Origin of the sequence: Desemzia incerta (genome assembly GCF_900115825.1) — a bacterium.
Lineage (GTDB): Bacteria > Bacillota > Bacilli > Lactobacillales > Carnobacteriaceae > Desemzia > Desemzia incerta.
Window position 1 is genome coordinate 154,064 of record NZ_FOXW01000005.1, and the last position, 22,499, is coordinate 176,562.

General features: G+C 38.9%; 22 protein-coding genes and 1 pseudogene. 18 read left to right on the forward strand and 5 right to left on the reverse strand.

From position 1 onward, the window contains the following. Positions 1-76: 76 nt before the first annotated feature. From sufC to BM137_RS07885, 6 genes are all read left to right on the forward strand, one after another. Complete coding sequence (gene sufC / locus BM137_RS07860) at positions 77-850, forward strand: Fe-S cluster assembly ATPase SufC (RefSeq protein WP_092480610.1); 774 nt, start codon at positions 77-79, stop codon at positions 848-850. Between the two features lie 12 nt (positions 851-862). Continuing rightward, positions 863-2,140: a Fe-S cluster assembly protein SufD gene (sufD, locus tag BM137_RS07865; RefSeq protein WP_092480611.1), complete on the forward strand. Its 1,278-nt coding sequence runs from the start codon at positions 863-865 to the stop codon at positions 2,138-2,140. Continuing rightward, complete coding sequence (locus tag BM137_RS07870; RefSeq protein WP_092480612.1) at positions 2,137-3,375, forward strand: cysteine desulfurase; 1,239 nt, start codon at positions 2,137-2,139, stop codon at positions 3,373-3,375. The genes sufD and BM137_RS07870 overlap by 4 nt, the downstream gene beginning before the upstream one ends. Further along, positions 3,362-3,790 (forward strand): Fe-S cluster assembly sulfur transfer protein SufU, encoded by a 429-nt coding sequence (gene sufU, locus BM137_RS07875; RefSeq protein WP_092480613.1) that lies wholly within the window; start codon positions 3,362-3,364, stop codon positions 3,788-3,790. Before BM137_RS07870 ends, sufU begins: the two co-directional genes overlap by 14 nt. Before the next feature lie 23 nt (positions 3,791-3,813). Beyond that, a complete protein-coding gene (gene sufB / locus BM137_RS07880) occupies positions 3,814-5,205 on the forward strand; it encodes a Fe-S cluster assembly protein SufB (RefSeq protein WP_092480614.1) in 1,392 nt (463 codons plus the stop codon). Between the two features lie 239 nt (positions 5,206-5,444). Continuing rightward, positions 5,445-6,659 (forward strand): L-lactate MFS transporter, encoded by a 1,215-nt coding sequence (locus BM137_RS07885; RefSeq protein ID WP_092480615.1) that lies wholly within the window; start codon positions 5,445-5,447, stop codon positions 6,657-6,659. Between the two features lie 72 nt (positions 6,660-6,731). On the opposite strand, the gene BM137_RS07890 is transcribed toward BM137_RS07885, so the two are convergent. The 3 genes from BM137_RS07890 to BM137_RS07900 all read right to left on the reverse strand — a co-directional run bounded on the left by BM137_RS07890 (position 6,732) and on the right by BM137_RS07900 (position 10,329). Further along, on the reverse strand, positions 6,732-8,198 hold the full coding sequence (locus BM137_RS07890) for a WD40/YVTN/BNR-like repeat-containing protein (protein WP_244887672.1): 1,467 nt from the start codon (positions 8,196-8,198) through the stop codon (positions 6,732-6,734). Positions 8,199-8,352: 154 nt separating this feature from the next. Continuing rightward, positions 8,353-9,663, reverse strand: a complete 1,311-nt coding sequence (gene brnQ, locus BM137_RS07895) for a branched-chain amino acid transport system II carrier protein (RefSeq protein ID WP_092480616.1) — start codon at positions 9,661-9,663, stop codon at positions 8,353-8,355. Positions 9,664-9,888: 225 nt separating this feature from the next. Beyond that, the gene (locus BM137_RS07900; protein WP_092480617.1) at positions 9,889-10,329 is read right to left on the reverse strand and encodes a YtoQ family protein; all 441 of its coding nucleotides are present in this window, start codon (positions 10,327-10,329) and stop codon (positions 9,889-9,891) included. Between the two features lie 152 nt (positions 10,330-10,481). Here BM137_RS07900 and BM137_RS07905 point away from each other — a divergent pair, with 152 nt between their 5' ends. Further along, positions 10,482-11,189, forward strand: a complete 708-nt coding sequence (locus BM137_RS07905) for a DsbA family oxidoreductase (protein ID WP_092480618.1) — start codon at positions 10,482-10,484, stop codon at positions 11,187-11,189. 91 nt (positions 11,190-11,280) lie between these two features. On the opposite strand, the gene BM137_RS07910 is transcribed toward BM137_RS07905, so the two are convergent. Then, entirely contained in the window at positions 11,281-11,889 is a 609-nt protein-coding gene (locus tag BM137_RS07910; protein WP_092480619.1) for a YdhK family protein, read from the reverse strand. A gap of 317 nt (positions 11,890-12,206) precedes the next feature. Here BM137_RS07910 and BM137_RS07915 point away from each other — a divergent pair, with 317 nt between their 5' ends. Further along, positions 12,207-13,985: a DUF2207 domain-containing protein gene (locus BM137_RS07915; RefSeq protein WP_092480620.1), complete on the forward strand. Its 1,779-nt coding sequence runs from the start codon at positions 12,207-12,209 to the stop codon at positions 13,983-13,985. Positions 13,986-14,046: 61 nt separating this feature from the next. Further along, positions 14,047-14,481, forward strand: coding sequence for a GNAT family N-acetyltransferase (locus BM137_RS07920; protein ID WP_092480621.1), 435 nt, complete (start codon positions 14,047-14,049; stop codon positions 14,479-14,481). A 66-nt stretch (positions 14,482-14,547) separates the two neighbouring features. On the opposite strand, the gene BM137_RS07925 is transcribed toward BM137_RS07920, so the two are convergent. Then, positions 14,548-15,519 carry an ROK family protein gene (locus BM137_RS07925; RefSeq protein ID WP_244887673.1) on the reverse strand — a complete coding sequence of 324 codons (972 nt, stop codon included), beginning with the start codon at positions 15,517-15,519 and terminating at the stop codon, positions 14,548-14,550. Positions 15,520-15,606: 87 nt separating this feature from the next. On the opposite strand from BM137_RS07925, the pseudogene BM137_RS07930 reads away from it, so the two are divergent. From BM137_RS07930 to BM137_RS07970, 9 genes and pseudogenes are all read left to right on the forward strand, one after another. Then, positions 15,607-16,008 (forward strand): annotated as a pseudogene (locus BM137_RS07930) (PTS transporter subunit EIIC); the annotation flags it as partial. A gap of 119 nt (positions 16,009-16,127) precedes the next feature. Beyond that, a complete protein-coding gene (locus BM137_RS07935; RefSeq protein WP_218147502.1) occupies positions 16,128-16,772 on the forward strand; it encodes a uracil-DNA glycosylase in 645 nt (214 codons plus the stop codon). Positions 16,773-17,280: 508 nt separating this feature from the next. Further along, positions 17,281-18,270, forward strand: a complete 990-nt coding sequence (locus tag BM137_RS07940; protein ID WP_092480623.1) for a mannose/fructose/sorbose PTS transporter subunit IIA — start codon at positions 17,281-17,283, stop codon at positions 18,268-18,270. Positions 18,271-18,306: 36 nt separating this feature from the next. Continuing rightward, entirely contained in the window at positions 18,307-19,107 is an 801-nt protein-coding gene (locus BM137_RS07945; protein ID WP_092480624.1) for a PTS mannose/fructose/sorbose transporter subunit IIC, read from the forward strand. Between the two features lie 22 nt (positions 19,108-19,129). Beyond that, complete coding sequence (locus BM137_RS07950; RefSeq protein WP_092480625.1) at positions 19,130-20,041, forward strand: PTS system mannose/fructose/sorbose family transporter subunit IID; 912 nt, start codon at positions 19,130-19,132, stop codon at positions 20,039-20,041. A gap of 158 nt (positions 20,042-20,199) precedes the next feature. Then, entirely contained in the window at positions 20,200-20,577 is a 378-nt protein-coding gene (locus tag BM137_RS07955) for a DUF956 family protein (protein WP_092480626.1), read from the forward strand. Positions 20,578-20,724: 147 nt separating this feature from the next. Beyond that, on the forward strand, positions 20,725-20,994 hold the full coding sequence (locus BM137_RS07960; RefSeq protein WP_092480627.1) for a toxin-antitoxin system YwqK family antitoxin: 270 nt from the start codon (positions 20,725-20,727) through the stop codon (positions 20,992-20,994). Between the two features lie 183 nt (positions 20,995-21,177). Further along, a complete protein-coding gene (locus BM137_RS07965) occupies positions 21,178-21,738 on the forward strand; it encodes a polymer-forming cytoskeletal protein (RefSeq protein ID WP_177192535.1) in 561 nt (186 codons plus the stop codon). Between the two features lie 207 nt (positions 21,739-21,945). Beyond that, entirely contained in the window at positions 21,946-22,425 is a 480-nt protein-coding gene (locus BM137_RS07970) for a DJ-1/PfpI family protein (RefSeq protein WP_218147503.1), read from the forward strand. Positions 22,426-22,499 lie beyond the last annotated feature (74 nt).

A 22,499-nucleotide genomic window follows, 5' to 3' on the forward strand; every position in this document is an offset into this window, starting at 1 on the left:
GAGAGGTATAAATCAAAGAAACTCTTCAATAACTATTTGTGAAATAATTATAAAACTTTAGAGAGTAGGAAGCTTTATGGCGAGATTGGAAGTAAAAAATCTGCATGTATCCATAGAAGATAAAGAAATCTTAAAAGGCGTCGATTTAATCATGAATACAGGGGAAATCCATGCCATCATGGGTCCGAATGGAACTGGAAAGTCGACGCTCTCAGCAGCGATCATGGGACATCCCAGCTACACCGTTACTAAAGGCGAAATTTTATTGGATGGGCAAGATGTATTAGAGATGGAAGTCGACGAAAGAGCTCGAGCTGGACTTTTTTTAGCTGTTCAGTACCCAAGCGAGATAGCAGGGATCACAAATGCTGAGTTTATGCGGGCCGCCATCAACGCTAGACGTCCAGAAGGCAATAAAATTCCTGTGATGGAGTTTATTCGGAAATTAGATGAGAAAATGGCTGTTTTAGATATGCCGGAAGAAATGGCGGAACGTTATTTGAACGAAGGCTTTTCCGGTGGAGAGAAAAAACGAAATGAGATCTTGCAATTGATGATGATCGAATCTACATTTGCGATTTTAGATGAAATCGATTCAGGATTGGATATCGATGCATTGAAAGTCGTCTCTAAAGGGGTTAATGCAATGAGAGGAGAGAATTTCGGTTCATTGATTATTACACATTATCAGCGGTTGTTGAATTACATCACTCCTGATGTGGTCCATGTGATGATGAATGGAATCATCGTCAAAACAGGCGGGGCAGAATTGGCGAAACGATTAGAAGTCGAAGGGTATAAAGGAATCAGAGATGAATTAGGTTTAGAAGTCGTGTTAGACGAAGATTAAGGAGGCAAGTCAATGCAAGAAGTGATGTATAAAGAAAATTTTGGAATGGTACAGCAATTTTCTGCACAAATGGGCGAGCCTGAATGGATGCTGAGATTGAGGAAAACGGCTTTAAAACGAGTTGATGATTTAGACTGGCCTGTATTTGAACGAGTCAACTATAAACGATGGCCATTGATCGAGATTCCAGAGTTGACAACGTTTGAAGGATTCATCTTGCCGGAAGACCAAGAGTATGCACAGACTCCTCAAATCGTCCAAGTAGGCCATCAAACCATGGTCGAATTTCTGCCCCAAAAATACAAAGACCAAGGGGTAATTTTTACGGACATCTTTACAGCTTTAAGAGAATATCCGGATTTAGTAGAAGAGTGTTACATGAATAGAGCGGTCAATCCGAACGAAGATAAACTGACGGCTTTTCATGCTGCTTTTATGACAAGCGGAGTGTTTTTATATGTTCCGAAACATGTAGTCATAGAAGAACCTCTAGAAGCTACTTTTGTTCAAAATAGCTTGCACAAAAATAGCTGGATCAAACATGTGTTGGTGTATGCTGACAGCTACAGCTCTTTTACCTATGTGGAGAAATATGAAACGGTCGGAACTGAAAAGGGTTCAGCCAATATCATAGTGGAAGTTGTTGCTAAACCAGGTGCGACAGTAAAAGTTTCTGCAGTGGATCAGTTGGGAGAGCAAACAACAGCTTATCTCAATCGGCGAGGACATACGGACAAAGATGCCTCTATCGATTGGGCAGTAGGGGTTATGAACACAGGGAATGTGATCGCAGATTTTGATACGGATTTAGTAGGTGAAGGTTCCAGCAGTGAAGTAAAAGTCGTTGCCATCAGTATGGGCAATCAGATTCAAGGAATCGACACTCGAGTGACTAATTTCGGTCGGCATACCACTGGTCATATTTTGCAGCATGGAGTGATTTTAGACAAATCTACGCTGACGTTTAACGGTATCGGACACATCTTAAAAGGAGCTAAAGGGGCGGATGCCCAGCAAGAAAGCCGAATCTTGATGTTGTCTGAACATGCTAGAGGAGATGCCAACCCAATTTTGCTGATTGATGAGAATGATGTCACCGCAGGACACGCAGCTAGTGTTGGAAGAGTCGACCCTGAAGAATTGTACTATTTAATGAGTCGAGGAATTCCTAGACAAGAAGCAGAGCGATTGGTCATCAGAGGTTTTTTAGGTGCCGTAATTACGGCGATTCCTTTAAAAGCGATGCGCACAGAATTGGTGGAGACGATTGAAAGGAAGTTGAGTGAATGAGTTTTTCTGCGGACAAGATAAAAGCTGATTTTATGATCTTAAACCAACTCGTCAATGAAGAGCCGTTAGTATATTTGGACAATGCCGCAACGTCTCAAAAACCAACGACCGTCTTAGCCACCGTAGAACAGTATTACCGCCGAAACAATGCCAACGTTCATCGCGGAGTCCATACTTTAGCTGAAAGAGCTACAGCACAATACGAAGCAGCTCGCCAAAAAGTGCAGCACTTCATTCATGCAAAAGAATCAGCTGAAGTGTTGTTTACTCGAGGAACGACTACGAGTTTGAACTGGGTAGCAAAAAGCTATGGGGAAGCAAGTGTACACCAGGGAGACGAAATTTTGATCTCTGTCATGGAACACCATTCCAATATTGTCCCTTGGCAGCAATTGGCAAAAAGACAGCAAGCGGTATTGAAGTACATTGACATAACTCCTGAAGGATTGTTGGATATGAACAGTTTGCGCAGCCAATTGACCAGCAAAACAAAAATCGTCTCTCTTGCCCATGTATCCAATGTATTAGGGGTAGTAAATCCGATACAAGAAATCGCTCACTTAGTACATGAAGCTGGAGCCGTATTGGTAGTGGACGGAGCTCAAGCTGTTCCGCATCAAAAAGTCGATGTGCAAGAACTGGATGTTGATTTCTACGCCTTCAGTGGTCACAAAATGCTTGGACCAACAGGGATTGGTGTTCTATATGGAAAACGACATTTACTGGAGCAAATGGAACCCGTTGAATTTGGCGGTGAAATGATTGATATCGTTACTGAACAAGAGAGTACTTGGAAAGAGTTGCCATGGAAGTTCGAAGCCGGGACTCCCAATATTGCAGGAGCGATCGGGCTTGGTGCAGCAATTGATTATATGGAGGCCATTGGAGTAGATAACATCCAACAACATGAACAAGAATTGATGCAGTATTTATGGCCTAAATTAACGGCTATACCTGGGCTGACCATTTATGGACCGGCAAAACTGGAACAACGAACCGGAATCATCACTTTTAATTTAGAAGACATCCATCCGCATGATGTTGCAACAGCGATGGATATGGAAGGTGTAGCCATTCGAGCAGGCAATCACTGTACTCAGCCATTGATGACTAGACTGGGATGCGGTTCTTCAGCTCGTGCCAGTTTTTATGTGTACAATACAACCGCAGATGCTGACAAATTTGTTGAAGCACTAATCGCGACAAAGGAGTTTTTTAGTTATGGGACTATCTAAATTGGATCAATTGTACCGCCAAGTGATTTTAGACCATTCACAGCATCCTCATCATTATGGGAAGCTTGACGAATCGACTCGCACGATTGAATTGAACAATCCTACTTGCGGAGACGTAATTCAACTTCACTTCTTGATCGAAGATGATCGCATCACAGACATTCGTTTCAGCGGTCATGGTTGCACGATTAGTAAAGCCAGTGCCAGCATGATGACGGATCTCATGGTAGGGAAAACTCTTGAAGAAGCATTGCAATTGGAGAAACAGTTTTCGCTTTTAGTCCAAGGAGAAGAAGTGCAGGATGTGGAAGAATTAGGAGATGCAGTATTGTTGTCGGGAGTTGCCAAATTCCCAGCTCGTATCAAATGTGCGACGTTATCATGGAAAGCGCTAGAAAAAGCATTAGCGGAATGAAAGAATCGTAAGGAGGAGAACAAATGGAAGTACCTGAACGCGAACAGTATCAATACGGTTTCCATGATGACGTGGATTCTATTTACACGACTGGAAAAGGCCTTACGGAAAAGACAGTCAGAGAAATCTCGCAACGCAAAAATGAACCGGAGTGGATGCTGGATTATCGATTAAAAGCCTACTCGCACTTCTTGAAACGACCCATGCCTGAATGGGGAGCAGATTTATCAGCAATCGACTTTGATGAAATCACCTATTACAAGACCGTCAGCAATCAACCTGAACGCAGTTGGGAAGATGTTCCAGAGAAAGTCAAAGAAACTTTTGAACGCTTAGGAATACCAGAAGCAGAACGGAAATATTTAGCAGGTGCTGGAGCGCAATACGAATCGGAAGTCGTTTACCACAACATGAAAGAAGAATTTGAAAAACTGGGGATCGTTTTTACCGATACAGATTCAGCATTGAAAGAGTATCCGGAAATCTTTAAAGAACACTTTGGAACAGTCGTACCGGCAACGGATAATAAATTGGCTGCATTAAATGCCTCTGTCTGGTCTGGCGGAACGTTTATTTACGTGCCGAAAGGTGTCCGCTGTGATGTTCCTTTGCAAATGTATTTCCGCATCAATGATGAAGCGATGGGTCAATTTGAACGGACGCTGATCGTGGTGGATGAAGGAGCGAGTGTGCATTATGTAGAAGGGTGTACAGCACCCACGTTTTCTTCCAGCAGTCTGCATGCGGCTATCGTAGAGATCGTTGTTAAAAAAGATGCGTACTGTCGTTACACCACGATCCAAAACTGGTCGAACAACGTGTACAATTTGGTGACCAAACGGGCAGTCGCGCTTGAAGGAGCGACGATGGAATGGGTCGACGGGAACCTCGGAGCCAAGACTACGATGAAATACCCAAGTATTGCGTTAAATGGACGTGGAGCCAGAGGAACGATGTTGTCTATTGCGATGGCAGGAGCTGGACAAAACCAAGATACGGGAGCCAAAATGATTCATAATGCTCCGAACACTTCCAGTTCTATCGTTTCAAAATCGATTGCGAAAGATGGCGGAGAAGTCAACTACCGCGGACAAGTAACTTTCGGAAAAAATTCCGGTGGGTCGATTTCTCATATTGAATGCGACACGATTATTATGGATGACTTGTCTAAATCTGATACGATCCCGTTCAATGAGATCCACAACGGAAATGTTTCTCTGGAACACGAAGCCAAAGTCTCAAAAATATCGGAAGAACAACTCTATTACTTGATGAGCCGAGGTTTAACGGAACAACAAGCCACTGAAATGATCGTCATGGGATTTGTTGAACCGTTCTCGAAAGAACTCCCAATGGAATATGCAGTAGAATTGAACCGATTGATCGCTTATGAGATGGAAGGGTCAGTGGGGTAGTATAGGTATACACTCATAAATCTTAGGATGCTATTAAGAAAATAGATCCTAGGATTTATTTTTTATTAAAGGATTTTGTTTTAGGTAATGTTAATAGTAATGCTAATGCCTATAAGGAATGCTTATCATAGAGTTCATTTTTACTTGGTGGTTTCTTCTAACATTCCTCTATAGAATATGTAATTGAAAACGCTTTATAAAGCGAGCTCATATTACTTAAGATTATAGGAGGAAGGTAGATGAAACAAGAAAAGAATCGTTGGTTAATTTTGATTGCAGCTATCATAACAAATTTGGCATTAGGAGCAGGGTATGCTTGGTCAGTGTTCCAAACGGCTTTATTAGAGACCAATACAGATTGGACGTTGAGTGAAACATCTTTAGCGTTTAGTATCTCATTCGCGATGGTTCCGGTTGGGATGATCATTTGCGGACCGATCGTTGATAAACACGGCGGAAAGAAAGTCGTTCTTGCGGCTGGGTTGTTGTTTGGTTTAGGAATGTTCTTAACGGGTTTTGCAAACAGCATTATTATGTTGTATTTAACTTATGGAGTGATTTTAGGGTTAGGGATCGGGGCTGGATATGGAACGGCTACTGCCTTAACTGTAAAATGGTTCCCAGACAAAAAAGGCTTGGCTGGCGGATTAACAGCAGCTGGATTTGGATCTGGAGCAATCTTGTTGGCTCCTATTGCTACTAATATGATTGAGAGTGTAGGCGTAAATGATACATTTAAAATCTTAGGCGGAATCTTATTAGTTGTCATTTGTGCAGCATCTTTCGTGATGGAAAACCCGCCTGTGCAAGAAAAAGCCGTTGGAGTAACAACTGACAAAGACAAAAATTACAAAGAAATGCTTCGTGATTTAAACTTCTGGATTTTATGGGCAATTTATACATTTGCAGCAACAAGTGGATTAATGGTAATTGGTCACGCGGCTAACTTAGCTTCTTACTACACATTGGGAGCTGGAGCGGTTATTGTTATGGTCGTAGGACTGGCAAATACATTAGGAAGAATTTTCTGGGGTTCAGTTTCAGATAAAATCGGAAGATACAAAACAGTTATGAGTATGTTTATTGTTTCAGGAACTGGATTGATCTTATTAAATTTTGCGAACACATTGGAAGCTGTTGCCGGTATTGCAGGATTGATCTTTATTGCTTTATCATTTGGCGGGTTCTTAGGTTCTTTCCCTGGAATCACAGCAGAGAACTGGGGAGCATCAAAATCAGCTTCTAACTATGGCTGGATGTTCACGGCTTATGGAATCGCATCGATTTTAGGCCCATCGCTTGCTTCAAGCATCAGAGAATCAACAGGTTCTTACTCAATGGCGTTATTGATTTCAGCAGGAATGGCACTTGTGGGAGCTGGAATGATTTTGTTCTACATGAACAGAGTCAACAAAGCAAGTAATGTAAAACAAAAAGCTGTAAAACAGAATTAACCGTATAAACTAATCAAATAGAAAACCATGCTGGGTATCTTTATAAGAAAGACATCCAGCATCGTTTTTTTATTACCAGAATAGTTCTTCTGCATATTCCCAAGTTTTACCCTCATCAGTAGACCGGTAAAGTAAGTGACTAGCTTTATTGTAGTCTCCATCTTGTCCTTGGCCGACCGGAAGAAAGAGATCTCCATTATCTTCGTACGGTATTTCGGGAAAATCAAACGGATTGTATTTTTCTGTTTCCGTTAAAGGAACTTGTACAGGAGGAATCTCTACTTTTTCAAATGTCACTCCGCCATCTGTTGTGAGATACAATTCCGAGTAACTTCCTCCATTATGAGACAAACCGATAAATCCCAGCTGTTCATTGATAAAGGTAATTCCAGTAGATACACCCAATTCACCTAAAAAAGGATCAGGATTGATGAGCTCCCAAGTATTTCCGCCATCCAATGACTGACTCAAGGTGTAAAAGCGAGACCCGGCAGCGGCGTCAACGACGGTCAATTGATACCCTAATTGTTTAGTGAGGAAAAAAGTTTCGCCATCATTTTGCGGCTGTGTTGCCTCAATGGCAACTTCTTCTTGAAGCATTCCAGCAGTAGAAAAATCCATGAAACGCATAGGTGTTTTAGTATCATTATCAGGTGCGTATAGAGAAATCGTATAACCTGTGATTTCATTAGAAGCATCTGTTAGTGGAAGAGTATTTCCTTCTTGGTCAAAATAAACAATGCCTTCTGTGTTGTATCCCCAACTTCGGTAACCTGCATAATAAATGCCGACCGTTTCTTCCCCCCACTCAGCAACTGTTTCTTTTAAAGGAAGAGTTTTTACGCCGTCAAACAAAGGTTGTAATTTCATCGTATCCTCAAAAGTTGGATCAGCGAACCCATTTAAGTAAACACGTATGTCCTTGCTTTTTTCACGATCATAACTCAATAAAAAGCTTTTCGTTTCTTTATTTTCGTCAAGACCATAAAAGAAACTGTAGATATAAGTGATTTCACCGTCACTATTGAATGTGAAATCAAATTCATTAGAAAGATACAGTTCTTCCGGCAACTCCAATTCAGTTTGCAGATCGACAAGTAAGCCGTCTAAGCCATCTTCATAGACATTATTGTGTACGAATGCTATATCACGAGTATTGAAGAAATCGTGTATCTCAAAAGCTAACTTCCCTTGAAAATGGATAGCACTTTGATAAATTTGGAATCCTGTAACGAGAGTAATGAAGGTGAAAGAAAGAAGGCTTATCCTAAACCACCATTTACAAAAGTTTTCCCATATAGAGGAGGGTGAACTTTTGCCAGAAGTATTTTTTACGGCATTACGCTTTTTTCTGTATCGGTAAAAACACCAACCAAACCAAATCAGCAAGCTGCCAAAAGTAGCCAGTATGATTGGTGCTCTTCTTGCAACACCACCATACCAAGCAAGAAAAGACAAATAATAGCAGCCAATACCATAAACGACTAAAACGATTGGGTTGAAAACCAGAGCTCTCCATTTAAAGTTTTTCTTTTTCAATTCAGTTGTCTCCTTATTAAAGTAGTGACTACTTCATGTCCATTATAGAATGTATTTTACCGTTAGATCATTCAAATTGCACATGTTTGTCAAAACAAGATTTCAGTGCATAAGAGATGCAGTAGACATTGAGTCTACTGCATCTCTCAGGAATTTAATAGGTGACTTTTGGTTGTTTCATTCCTGCTAAGTACCCCATGACATATCCACTGACCAGTAGAGGAATCCATTCCAATTGATAAGAGTAAAGTGGTAATATTTTTAACCAATCTGCTTGAAGCCAACCATTTGCATGGACCATGGAAAGTAAACTGATAAGAGAAACTACTATAACCGGTATTTGCAAACTGAGGCGTGGTGAAGGAATGAAGTACGTGAACAAAAGAAGCAAAACCGTACTCATTGCGATTGGATAAATCACATTTAAAACAGGTACACTGGTTTTGATGACTTGATCCAAACCTTGATTAGCTAATATGAATGAGACGATTGTAAATAGTACTGCAAAAGTTTTATAAGAAATCTTTGGAAACAAACTATTAAAGTATTCACTGACTGCTGAAATCAAGCCTGTAGCTGTTGTCAAACAGCTTAAGAAAACGATTGTTCCAAGCAAAATGATCCCTAGAGCACCGAAGGCTTCATTTGAGACATATTGCAATAAAAAAGTACCGAGATTTTGTTTTTCAGGAAGACCGTTATTCAATATCACCCGATTACCCGTCCAACCTAAACCGATATAAACTAAGCCAAGTAATAAAGCAGCTAGAAACGAAGATTTCACAGTTCCGATCAGCAAATCCTTTCGATTCGTTACTCCTAAATTTCGTATAGAATTCAAAACGATAATAGAAAAAGCAATTGCCCCGATGGCATCCATCGTCAAGTAACCTTCAGTAAAGCCTATAATGGAAGGAGCTTGCAATTCAAATGAAACATCTGCTGTTTGAGGATCATTTGAATAGTACATCGTTATTGTTCGAATAATAAGGATGAGAATCGTTACTAATAAAGTAGGTGTTAAATATTTTCCTATATTATCTGCTAAGCTGTTCGGGTTTAGTGCAACAAATAAAACCAATAAAAAGAAGAGAATTGAAAAGAAAAATAAACTCATGTTTGTCGATTGTTGTAAAAAAGGGACAACACCAATTTCATAAGCCGTTGTTGCTGTTCTAGGAATAGCGAAAAACGGACCAATGGTTAAGTAAACAACGATTAAAAAGATAATGGAATATACCGGATGAATCTGTTTCAACGATGCTCTATATCCGTTTTCTGAAATAGAACCGACAATGACACTTAATAAAGGAAGACCGACGCCGGTCAAAATAAAGCCTAAAATAGCTGATAAAAAATATTCTCCACTTTGAAAACCTAAAGCGGTTGGGAAAATCAGGTTTCCAGCACCAAAAAACAGCGCAAAAAGCATAAAACCAACTACAAATATATCTTTTCTTTGCATTAAATTGCCTCCAATGAAAATTAAACTAATTACATGTATCAATACACAATAGTAGGAATATCTCAGAAATGGCGCGAATAGTCAATATGCATAAAAATATAACGCGCGAAATTGAATCAACCATGGACGAGTATAGATATTTATTTTAATGAATACAGAAAACGCTGGATTTTCTAAATAAGAATCCAGCGTTTAATAAAATAGAAGATCAGTATACATTATCCATCATCGAAAAACATACTCCAAGACTTGTACAGCTTGATCAATCGATTCCACTGTTACATTGGCTTTGTTAGACAATTCTTTCAAGGGGTGGATCAATTTTTCAGGGCGAACAATAATCAAGGGTTTACCCGTGTTGATAGCTGCAGCAGCATCCATCGCCGTGTTCCATTGACGGTATTCTTCTCCAAATAGAGCAATAACGATGTCCGCTTTTTGCATCAATACTTGAGTTCTGAAGTTATTGATGTCACTGGCTGCTTGGTCTTTAAACAAATTGTTGGGTTGTTTTCCTAATACTTCTTCTCCGATGTTGTCAGATAGATCATGATTGGTTTGCGGACCTACAAAGGAATAAGGCAAGTTCTTTTCTTTCACTAGTTTGATGATATCTTCACGCCAATTATCGTGAATTTGTCCTGCTAAATAGACAGTCAATTCCATAATATCTCTCCTTTTAGATGTATTACTTCTATCATATAGTATTTGGAAATAGTTTGCTGAAAATTGAGTTGTTGATAAGGAGAAGCATTTAAGTTACAATAAGTAAGTGAATTGAAAAGGACGAAATAATGTAAACGACTAGGAGTGTTGATATGCAAGTAGAGTTTTTTCATGATGCGATTTGCAGTTTTTGTTTTCCAATGTCTTATCGAATGAGAAAAGTAGCGAAGAAATATCCAAAATTAGACATCGTGCATCGGTCATTTGCTTTAGGATGGGAAAAAGAGCAATTTGTTCAAATGTTTGGTTCACATGAAGCGGTAAAACCTGAAGTGATGCATCATTGGGAAAGTGCCAATCAAAATGATGACGAACACCGATTTAATATCGAAGGAATGAAAGAGCAAGATTTCTTATTCCCAACTTCTAAAAATGGATTGAAAGCTGCTAAAGCTGCGGGTATCATAGCTGATCAAGAATCGTATTGGGATGTTTTCGACGGTTTACAACATGCGCTGTTTGTGGAAAATAAAGATATTTCTGACTTAACGGTTATTGAAGAAGTTATCAAACAAACTTCAGTTGACTTCAATGCATGGAAAACTCAATTTGAAGACCTTGAAACTGAACAAGCCGTTAGAGAAGATCTCCAAAGAGTTCAGGATTACGGTATTCAAGGAGCACCAGCAGTAGTAGTGAATCAAAAATATTTAATCAGTGGAGCGCAACCGCAAGAAGTCATTGAACAAACGATTGAAAAAATCGCTGAAGAAGAAGGATTCCAATTAAAAGGATTAAAATTGATGGGAACGGATGCGTCGGCTTGCAATATGATTGACGGCCAATGGATCTGTGACTAAACTAATAACATAAAAAGAGCTGTAGTTGATCCGACAAAGTTTAAGTCTGATTTAGACTTTGTTAAGGAAACTAGCAGCTCTTTTTCTTTACTTATTGAGTGGTTACTTCTGAATCTGTAACCCATTTGTGATTTTTGACAATTTCTTCGCCTGTAGTTGGTTGGTAGTCTATCATATACACTGTGGTATTTTCAGAAGATTCAATGGTAGCTGTTGCACCTTTCATACCTTCCATATGATTGGCTTCCAAAGTAACTTCTGTACCAGGTTCTATCATTTGCTCCTCGGTATCAGCGATTTCTTCTTGAACGACCCATTTATGATGTTCAACTCGATCGCCGCCATTTACAGGGTCGTATGAAATTTCATAAGCGGTAGTATCAAAGGCTCCGACGATCTCTGCTGTTGCACCTTCCATACCTTCCATATGCCCTGATTTAAGAGTGACTGTATCTCCAACAGAATAAGCAGGATTTTCAGCTTCTTTCAAACCTGACGGAATCTCACCTGAGTCATCGTGCATCATATCATCCATATGTTCTGTGTGATCCATAGAAGAACTGTCTGATGAACTTTCGACAGATGTATTTTCAGAAGAAGCTTCACTTGATTCTTCTGAACTGTTGTCTGTTGAACAAGCAGCCAGCAAAGCAACAGCTGACAGACTGAGTAACCCTCTTAGAAACTTACTCCTATTCATGTTTATCAAATCCTTTCCATTAAATAACTGTTCATCGTTACATATCGAGTCTAAGAGACATAGATAGAGGAGTCAAACAATCTACTTACAAAGCAAATAAACAAACGGATTCTCAATAAAATATTCCAAAAAAGCAGTAAATAAATAAGATACATTGTACTCCTAACGATTGTTTTGTTAAAATTCAATTAGGACAATCTACATAAAAGAACATTGGGCTGATGTACGAAAGGTCTCTTCAATAAATGATCAACTACATAGCAAGAATCTATCAAAAAATAGAAGTTCAGTAGAACTTTGGAAAGTTGGTATAAGTTATGAGGGGTAGGATAAAAAGAATCTTAGGTATCGGTGCAGCATTGTTGATGAGTTTAGCATTTGGAGAAACGGTTTTCGCGGAAAATGAATTGTCGGATATAAAAATTGAGATAGAGTTGCTGGAAGATGGTTCAGGGGTGGTAAAAGAGTACCGTCAAATGAATATGGACGAAGGAACGGAATTGTTTATTGTATTAGAAGAAATGCAAGATTCAGAGTTGCTGGGGTTTCAAGTAGCAGGATTTGAAGAAGTGACAGATTGGGATTCAGATGATTCCAGAGAAGAGAAAGCTGGAAAATATGGCGTCATCGAAACCGATGACGGATTAGAACTGGTGTGGGGAATTGGAGATTATGGGATAAATGAGTATGAAGTGACATATACTTTATCCAATTTGGTACGTGAATTAGAAGATGGGCAAGCGTTGTTATGGAACTTTGATACTTTTTCTGACATACCGGCAGAAAATTTAATGGTCGAAATTTCTAGTCCAGAACCTTTTACAGAAGACAATGTCCGTTTTTGGGGCTTTGGATTTGAAGGTGATATCGAGCTGGTAGATGATAAGATCGTCTGGCAAGCTAATGAGGAAGTGGATGATAGTAATGATGTAACGGTGTTGTTGCAATTTCAGCCAGGATTTTTCAATACTCAAGTCAGTGTGGATGATACGTTAGAAGAACAACGAGAAATGGCTATGAATGGGTCGGCGTACAATGATTCTTCAGATGACATCCCTATAGCCATCGCAATTGGCATGGCAATGGTTGGTGGAGGAGCGGCTTTAGGGGCAACAGCGTTTGCCGTCAAAGTGAATAAAGCCAAAAAAGAAGCAGGTCGGATGCGTTTTGGTTTAGAAAGAATGAAAGACAATAAAGGAATTTTATATGAGGAAATTCCTTATCGCGGAGAAGATATTGCAGGCATCGCATACTTGCTGCAAGATTTCCAGAAGGGCTATTTTGAAGACTATTTCTCCGCTTATTTACTGAAGTGGGTCACTGAGGAACGTATCTTGATCAATGCTTCTAAAGATGATTCTATTTTTGGAGAAAAATTTGATACAGAGATCACTATTCAACAGTATGAAGAAGAACGTCAATTGCATCCAGAGTCATTTTCAGATCACATAGAAAATCTAGAGACTAGCAATGAATCTTATGAAATGGGACTATGGTTGATGCTGTTAGATGCAGCAAACAGCAATGGAATAGTCGGAGACGACAGAATTAAAAAATGGGCTAAAAAGAATGCCAAAGAAGTAGAGACCTTTGCAAATTATTTAACGGCTTATTCAACAGAGTATCTAGAAAAAGAAAAGTTGGTTACTTTTAAAGAAATCAAGGTTTGGGGAACTAAGCATTTAGTTGCAGTCGCTAGTCCGGAAGGAGATCAGTTATTTGATCGTTTAGTACAATTCGATAATTATTTGGAAGAAATCGAGTTAGAAGGGTTTGCGAACAGAGAAAATCCATTCAGTGTAGAAGAGTTTCTGTTATGGAACATTTTATATGCCAGAAGCGAGGAAATCACTGACCAGTTTAAAGAAATGGTTCCCGATCCAACAAATAATGACTACGGATATGATAATGGGAATTTTGTTTATCATTATTGGTATTGGAATGGCATGACAGGATTTAGAAGCAACTGGTCTGACGGCTTGGCTAGTGGAGGTTTTTATTCTAGTACTTCATCAGGAGCATCCGGAACTGGAGGAGCGACTTCCTTTGGCGGCGGAGCAGGCGCTGGTGGAGGCGGCGGAGGGGGAGCTCGTTAAAAGAGACTCCGACAATGCAGCATACAACGTCAAAAAAAACTTCATATAATGGGGAGATCAAATGATCAGACACTTAACTTTTTCAGACGGGGTGGAGCTTAACCGGTTGAATCAAAATCAATTAGGATACACTATTCCTTTGTCTTCAACACAAGAAAAGCTGAAACGATTGTTGGAGGATACCCAGCATCATTACTTTTTAGCTTTTGAAGAAGAAAGCATTAAAAAGGTAGCAGGATATGTTCATGCGGAAGTTTATGAAAATACGTACGCTGAACCCATGTTCAATGTCATGGCACTCGCAGTAGACAAAGAGTATCAACATAACGGTATAGGAACTTTGTTGATGAAGCAGTTAGAGCAAGAAGCTAAAGCAAGAGGCTACAGTGGGATTCGGTTGAATTCAGCTGAACATAGAAAAGAAGCGCATAAATTCTATGAACATATTGGTTATAAAGCAGACAAATTACAGAAAAGATTTTTCAAAGAGTTATGAACATAAAAAAAGAAAGCTGGATTCAGCTTTCTTTTTTTGTGTTTGTAGAATGAAGATAGTATGTGCTTAAGCAGTTAATAAGTTTTTTTGTACGCATAAACCACAAGCGGCTAAGGCACCATTTGTAGTAGAGTAAGGTTTTATTTCAATGCTTAACTTGCGTTCTGCTGCTAATATCATGACATGCCGGTCAGAATGTTCTTTTAAAAGAGCTATCAACTGCGGCTCATCGAACAGCTGACCATGAACGATCATCGTTTTTGTATCAATCATCATAGAAATATTGTTGATGGCAATAGACAAATATTTAATAGCGTTATGCAGGATCGTTATTACCCCTTCATCACCTAAAGCATAAGCACGTAAAATGGTTTCAATGGTAATATCCCCAGGGGTGTCAGCTAGTTGACGAAGATAAGTGTTGTCAAAGTTTTGATAAAGAATCTGTAATTTTTTGATGATCCATGCTTCACTGGCATATGTTTGGAGACATCCTCTTTTTCCACATTCGCACAGTTCGCCATCTGGATGAGAAATTGTGTGGCCGATCTCGCCTGCCAATACATTGTTTTTTCCATAAAGTTCTCCATCGTAAATGCAAGAACAAAACATTCCGCGACCTACATGGAGCACAGCGAAATTTTGATCTCTATGGCGTTCCGAAAAAATTCGTTCTGCTAACGCCATACTTTGTACGTTGTTTTCAAAATAAATGGGTAAAGGACTGTTGTCCACTAATTCTTTTAAGGTGAATGTTTTCCAAAAAGGATTATTGGTTAATATGGTACAGCTCTGTTTATCAAAGTGACCCGGTAATGCTACACCAATGGCTTCAGGGTTGTATTCTTTACACAACTCCAAAAAAGTACTCAATTCTTTGATGAGTTTGGTGGTGTTCCATGTTTCCTTTTCAGCAGAAGTCTGAAACGAGATGACTTTTTCTTTTACTTTGTTTCCTTTGTTGTCGCTCAATACAAAAGAAAAGAATTTCTCAGACAGCTCAATACCGATGTAATAATTATGTGCATTAGAAATCATCCATAATATTTTTCTGCGTCCAGATTTTGTTTCAGTGGTTACTTCTTCTCCAATCTCATGAATCAAATTTTCTGAAATCAATTGACCGGTTATCTCGCTCGTAAGAAAAAAACCAGTCAACAAACAAAAGTGTTGGCTCCAATTACAGTGGTACCTGGAATATTTAATATCAATGAACCGACGATGTTTGGAGTTCCTATCGTATTAAATGTCATGTTGTTTGTTCCATTTGTTATTGCACCTATGATCAACGTTGTTGTAGCATACTTGGCCATGTCTTCAGGATTAGTTCCGTTGACTCGAACAGCTGCTTCATGGACGATGCCGCCTATTATCAGTGGTTTCTTAGTAACAGGAAGTATTAGTGGATCTATCCTGCAAATCGTTTTGATTGTCCTAGATGTTCTTCTATACTTGCCGTTTATCTTAGCGGTTGAGAAACGATTCAAAGCTCAAGAATTAGGGAAACTACCTTTAGAAGAAGCCTAAGTAAACAGTAAACTCATACTAGAGTATCGCACCCTTTAAGGTGTGATGCTCTAGTTTTTTTGTTATATTCTAAGAATAGAAGACCACTAGGCGAGAATGATGCGAAAAAGGAGGAAGTTATGATAGATGAAATAGACAGATTTATCCAAAAATTGGCAACAACTAACGTGCCATCAAATGTATATAACCAATATTCTGATGATTATCCAGAAAGTTCCGTCAGACGAAAGAACTTAGGAATTTATTTGCAGCATATGGCAAATGTTAAGCCAAAAATAATGTTGGTAGGAGAAGCGCCTGGTTATAGAGGGAGCCGTTTGACGGGTGTCCCTTTTACAAGTGAATATTTATTGATGCATAATAAGGGAGGGTTAATCCTATTTGGCGAAGAAAACGGCTACCAGTTGCCGATAGAGAAAGAAAAATTGTTGAAGGAAGCGACGGCTACGATTATTTTGGAAACGATGCTAAAAGAGGAGTTGGTTTTTCTATCGTGGAATGCTTTTCCGTTTCATCCGCACAGAATAAATGAAGAAAAAAGCAATCGTATGCCTACGAAAAAAGAGTTGATGATAGGGGAGCCCTTCCTTTTAGATTTGGTCCGACTGTATCAAATAGAAGAGATAATAGCTATGGGAAATAAAGCATATGAAAGCTTAACTAAATTAGGTATAAAATGTCAAAAAGTAAGACATCCTGCACAAGGCGGAAAGAAAGAATTCGTTGCTGGAGTGAAACAAATAAAAGAGAATTTAAAGCAATAGAGAAAAGAGCAACGGTATATTCAACGTACTTAGTATCAGAGGTAAATAATACACTAAAAAAATACTGCTTTAAAACTCTCTAACAAACAAAAAGACACACTAAATAGTGTGTCTTTTTGTGAGCGGAGAAGAGATTTATCGTTGATAAATAAAGGTTTCAGCCGGATACACTAAAGTTGGCACGATACTTGCTAATATATTAGTGACGGATGAAACAACTGATACAGTAGAATCAAAACTAGCGAAATGAGTCCGTTAAGCAAATGGATACCGATGAACTGCTGCGCCGTTAAAGTCACTTGTCAGTCACGAATATAGTGTGGAGAAAATAAGAGGCATTTAGCGGATAGATGAATCAAGTGAAGTACCTTCGCTTGGTAATCAGGCAGGATTCGATTGAAAGGGGGCGCTTGTCTCAATCACAAAGGGATGAGTCAAATTAGTTAAGCTAGTGTTTCATTCAGGAAAAGCAGTAAGGAAATGAATAAATTATTTAGGAGGTAAAAATATGGTAGGAATTATACTAGCAAGCCATGGCGAATTTGCTGAAGGCATCTTGCAATCCGGAGCAATGATTTTCGGAGAACAAGAAAATGTTCAAGCTATTACATTAATGCCTAGTGAAGGTCCAGAAGATGTAAGAGCTAAGATGGAAGCTGCGATTGCTTCTTTCGACAATCAAGACGAAGTATTGTTCTTAGTTGATTTGTGGGGAGGTACACCATTTAATCAAGCGAACACATTATTTGAACAACACAAAGACAAATGGGCAATCGTTGCAGGATTGAATTTACCAATGCTGATCGAAGCTTACGGTTCTCGTTTATCTATGACCTCTGCTCAAGAGATCGCATCACATATCGTTGAAGCAGGAAGAGACGGAGTGAAGGTGAACCCTGAAAACTTAGCTCCTATAACAGCTACAGTTCCAGTCGCTGAAGATGGACAACCTCAAGCACCGCTTGCGCCAAACACAGTAGTTGGAGATGGAAAGATCAAATTTGTTTTAACTCGTGTAGACTCTCGTTTATTACATGGTCAAGTTGCAACAGCGTGGTCTAAATCAGTAAAACCAAACCGTATTATTGTTGTTTCTGATTCTGTAGCCAATGACGATATGCGTAAGAAATTGATTGAACAAGCTGCTCCTCCTGGAGTTAAAGCCAATGTTATCCCAATCAAAAAATTAGTGGAAATTTCAAAAGATACTCGTTTTGGAAATACAAAAGCTTTGCTATTGTTTGAAAACCCGACAGATGTTATTCGTGCTCTTGACGGAGGCGTTGAGATTGAAGAAGTAAACGTAGGTTCAATGGCTCACTCTGTAGGAAAAGTAGTTGTAAATAAAGTTCTTTCTATGGGACAAGAAGATGTAAAAGCTTTTGAAGATATGAAATCAAGAGGAATCAAATTCGATGTACGTAAAGTGCCTAACGATTCTCGTGCTAATATCGATGAACTTTTGAAAAAAGCAAAAACTGATTTAGCAAAAGCTTAATCAATAAATAGAAATAAATTAATTAGGAGGGCTATTATGTCTATTATATCAATTATTTTAGTAATACTTGTTGCTTTTCTAGCCGGTATTGAAGGAATCTTAGATGAATTCCAATTTCATCAACCTCTAGTAGCATGTACTTTGATCGGATTAGTAACAGGAAATTTAACAGCTGGTATCGTTCTTGGCGGTACTCTTCAAATGATCGCACTTGGATGGGCTAACATTGGAGCAGCCGTAGCACCCGATGCTGCATTAGCATCTGTTGCATCAGCAATTATTTTGGTTTTAGGTGGACAAGGAGTAGCTGGTGTTCCAGCAGCTATCGCTATCGCAGTTCCTCTTGCAGTTGCAGGACTTTTCTTGACAATGGTTGTTCGTACGTTGGCTGTTCCTATTGTACATGCAATGGATAAAGCAGCTGAAGATGGAGACTTTAGAAAAATTGAGATTTTACAAGTTGCAGCTATCTGTATGCAAGGTGTTCGTATTGCAATTCCAGCAGCAGCACTATTATTCATCCCAGCAGCTACAGTTCAAGGTTTCTTGGAATCAATGCCTGCATGGTTAACTGACGGTATGGCTATCGGTGGTGGAATGGTTGTTGCCGTTGGTTATGCATTAGTTATCAACATGATGGCAAACAAAGAAGTATGGCCATTCTTCGTACTTGGATTTGTAGTTGCAGCTATATCTGAAATCACTCTTATTGGTCTTGGAGCGATTGGTGTAGCTATTGCTCTTGTGTACTTGAACCTTTCTAAAATGGGAGGATCTTCAAGTAACGGCGGTAACAATACAGGTGACCCGCTTGGTGATATCTTAAACGATTATTAATCCTGAAGGAGGAGAAAACGACATGGAAGAAAAAATTACTTTAACTAAAAAAGATCGCTTAGCAGTGGCATGGCGTTCAACATTTATCCAAGGTTCTTGGAACTATGAACGTATGCAAAACGGCGGTTGGGCATTTTCAATGATTCCAGCCATTAAAAAATTGTACAAATCAAAAGAGGACCGCTCATTAGCATTGAAACGTCACTTAGAATTCTTTAACACACATCCGTATATCGCTTCACCTATTCTTGGTGTTACTTTAGCTCTTGAAGAAGAACGTGCAAATGGCGTTCCAGTTGATGATGTAGCTATCCAAGGGGTTAAAGTTGGTATGATGGGCCCTCTAGCCGGTGTTGGTGACCCAGTGTTCTGGTTTACTGTACGTCCGATGTTAGGTGCTTTAGGAGCTTCATTAGCAATTGGCGGAAACATCTTAGGACCAATCTTGTTCTTCGTAGCTTGGAACTTAATTCGTTGGGGATTCATGTGGTATACACAAGAATTCGGCTACAGAGCTGGTTCTAAAATCACAGAAGACCTTTCAGGTGGTTTATTGCAAGACATTACTAAAGGTGCATCTATCTTAGGGATGTTCGTACTGGCAGCTTTAGTACAGCGCTGGGTATCGATTGGATTCAAACCAATCGTTTCTGAAGTACAATTGGATGAAGGTGCTTATATTAAATGGGATGAGCTTCCTGCAGGTGGAGAAGGTATGCGTCAAGCCTTTGAACAAGTAAACTCAGGTATGTCTCTTTCTCCTACTAAAGTAACTACATTACAAGACAACTTAGATCAATTGATCCCAGGATTGGCACCGTTGTTGTTAACATTATTGTGCATGTGGTTATTGAAGAAAAATGTCAGCCCTATCGTTATCATCCTTGGTCTATTTGTAGTAGGTATCGGTGGACATTTAATCGGTCTTTTATAATAAAAGCAATAAGCATCAGTCGATTGAATTCTATTAAATGAATAATATATCACACAAATAGCGGCTGGGATTCTTTATCTCAGTCGTTTTTGTGTAGCCTAATTCGATAAAGAAACGTATAATGAATGTAACAAGATAAATGAAATGGAGCGGTCAGAATGGTTCAATCAATTAATACAAAGGTAGATTTGGTAATCGACGCTACCGCTTTTACAGGGTTAACAGATTATGGAAAAATCATGATCGGTGATAAAGGTTTCGAATTTTATAATGCACGTGATCCGCGCAAGTTTATTCAAATCCCTTGGGAAGAAGTGAATTTAGTGATTGCATCTGTAATGTTCAAAGGAAGATGGATTCCTCGTTATGCGATTGAAACAAAACAAACAGGAACGTATACTTTCTCTTCGAAGAACCCTAAAAAAGTACTTCGTGCAATAAAAGAGTATGTAAATCCAGATCATATGGTGCATTCTTTAAGCTTTTTCGAGGTAGTGAAACTCGGTGTGAACTCTCTATTTAAAAAGAAGTCTTAATTTCAGTACAAAAAACAGTTTAAAAGCCGTTAAAATACTTGTTATTTTAACGGCTTTTTTGCTCATAGTTGCTTAGGGAAATGATTATCGGTAAACTAAAAGGGATAGGAAATGTGCAGATGGCGAGAGAATAGAGGAGGGAAAAGCATGGCAGAAACGTACAAGAATGGGCAGGTAAAGGAAGTTACAGAGAATGGAGTACGGACTTATTATTTTGAGAACGGAATGGTCAAAGCTCACGGACCTTTTGACGGGAAGATGCATGGAGAATGGTCTTTTTATCGCAAAACAGGCGAGCTGTGGCAAGTTGGGCAGTTCGAAGCAGACTATAAAAATGGCAGTTGGGTACGCTACGATAAAAATGGTGAAATCGAAAAAGCTGCTGAATTCAAAAATGGAAAAGAAGTTCGTCATTGATTGTTAAAAAGTGAATAAAAAAAGCGCGTTTTATATAGAAAATATTTTTTTGAACCTTTATGTTGGTTTTTTCACAATTAGGGTGTATAATGTGAATGAAGTTATGGAAGTGGACGGATTTTAAGAGAATATGATTTTCATAGCTTTGAAAACGGATAATAAAAATGGAGGTAAGAAATTATTATGGCTACATTTAACAAAAAAAGAGGTTTATTCTTAGGGGTTTGTGCATCATTTATTATTTTTGCAGCAGGTTGTGGAAACAACGAAGAAACAACTGAAAGCGAATCTAGTGCAGCAGAAGAAAGTACAGAAGTTGTGACAACTGCTTCAATCAGCAATAACCCAGCAGACGTAGTAGCTGGTTTAAGCCAAAATGGTACTTGGATTTATGCAATCACTGATGATGTTACAGTAGAAGAAGAAATCGTTGTAGCTGGAACTTTCCACGATGGCGGGGAAGATAGTGGAGATGTTTACCGTAAATTAGCTTTGTATGCTCAAGATGATGATCGTAACGTTACTGATGAGTTCACATTAACTGCACCTAAAATGACTGTAGAATCACCAAACTTCAGAATCCAAAATGGTACTTTTGTCGGAGACGTAGAAGTTAAAGCTGAAGGTTTTGAATTAGCTGAATCTACAATTGAAGGAAACGTAACTTTTGAAACTCAAGAATTAATGGATTCTGCAAAAATGGATGAAGGTACAGTAACTGGAGAAGTAACTGTAGCTGAATAATCTAAAACTATAAAGTTGAGTATCCTGCCTTCATTAAAAAGGTAGGATATTTTTTTATCAAAAATAACAGATATCTGTAGCAGAGAATAGGTAAGGAGCGTTTTCTATATGAAACCAAAAGATGTATTATTACTTTTAACAGACGACTGGGCAGATTGGTAAGCAGCCCATGCAATAGCAGAGGTCAATTCTGTACCTCAATATACGGTGAAAACCATTGCTGTAGATAAGCTGTCAAAAACCTCCATTGGCGGATTAAGAGCAGAAATTGATGTTTCGATAGAGGAGTACACAGATTTGAACAACTTGGCTATGGTTATTTTACCTGGAGGATTCTCTTGGCATCAAAAGAGATACAGCAAGATTGCAGCATTTATTAACCAGGTGATAGCTGCTGATGTTCCTATTGCTGCTATTTGCGGAGCAACTATTTTTCTAGGCAGTCACGGTTTTTTGAATCAGGTACGACACACTGGAGACAGCAAAGATTTCTTTAAAGAATACACTGAGTATGAAGGCGAAGATTTATTTGTTGAGGCACAAGTCATACGTGATAAAAACATGATTACAGCTAATGAAACGGCTGCTGTTGAATTTGCCTATGAGATTTATAAGTTATTAGAGATCGATACGCCAGAAGCTATCGAAGATTGGTATGAGAATTTTAAGCATGGTTTTGTTCGGTAAGGCAAATTAAGGGATAATGATCAATGTCTTATGCAGTTGTAATGATTATTGCTATAATAATGACTAACACTAGT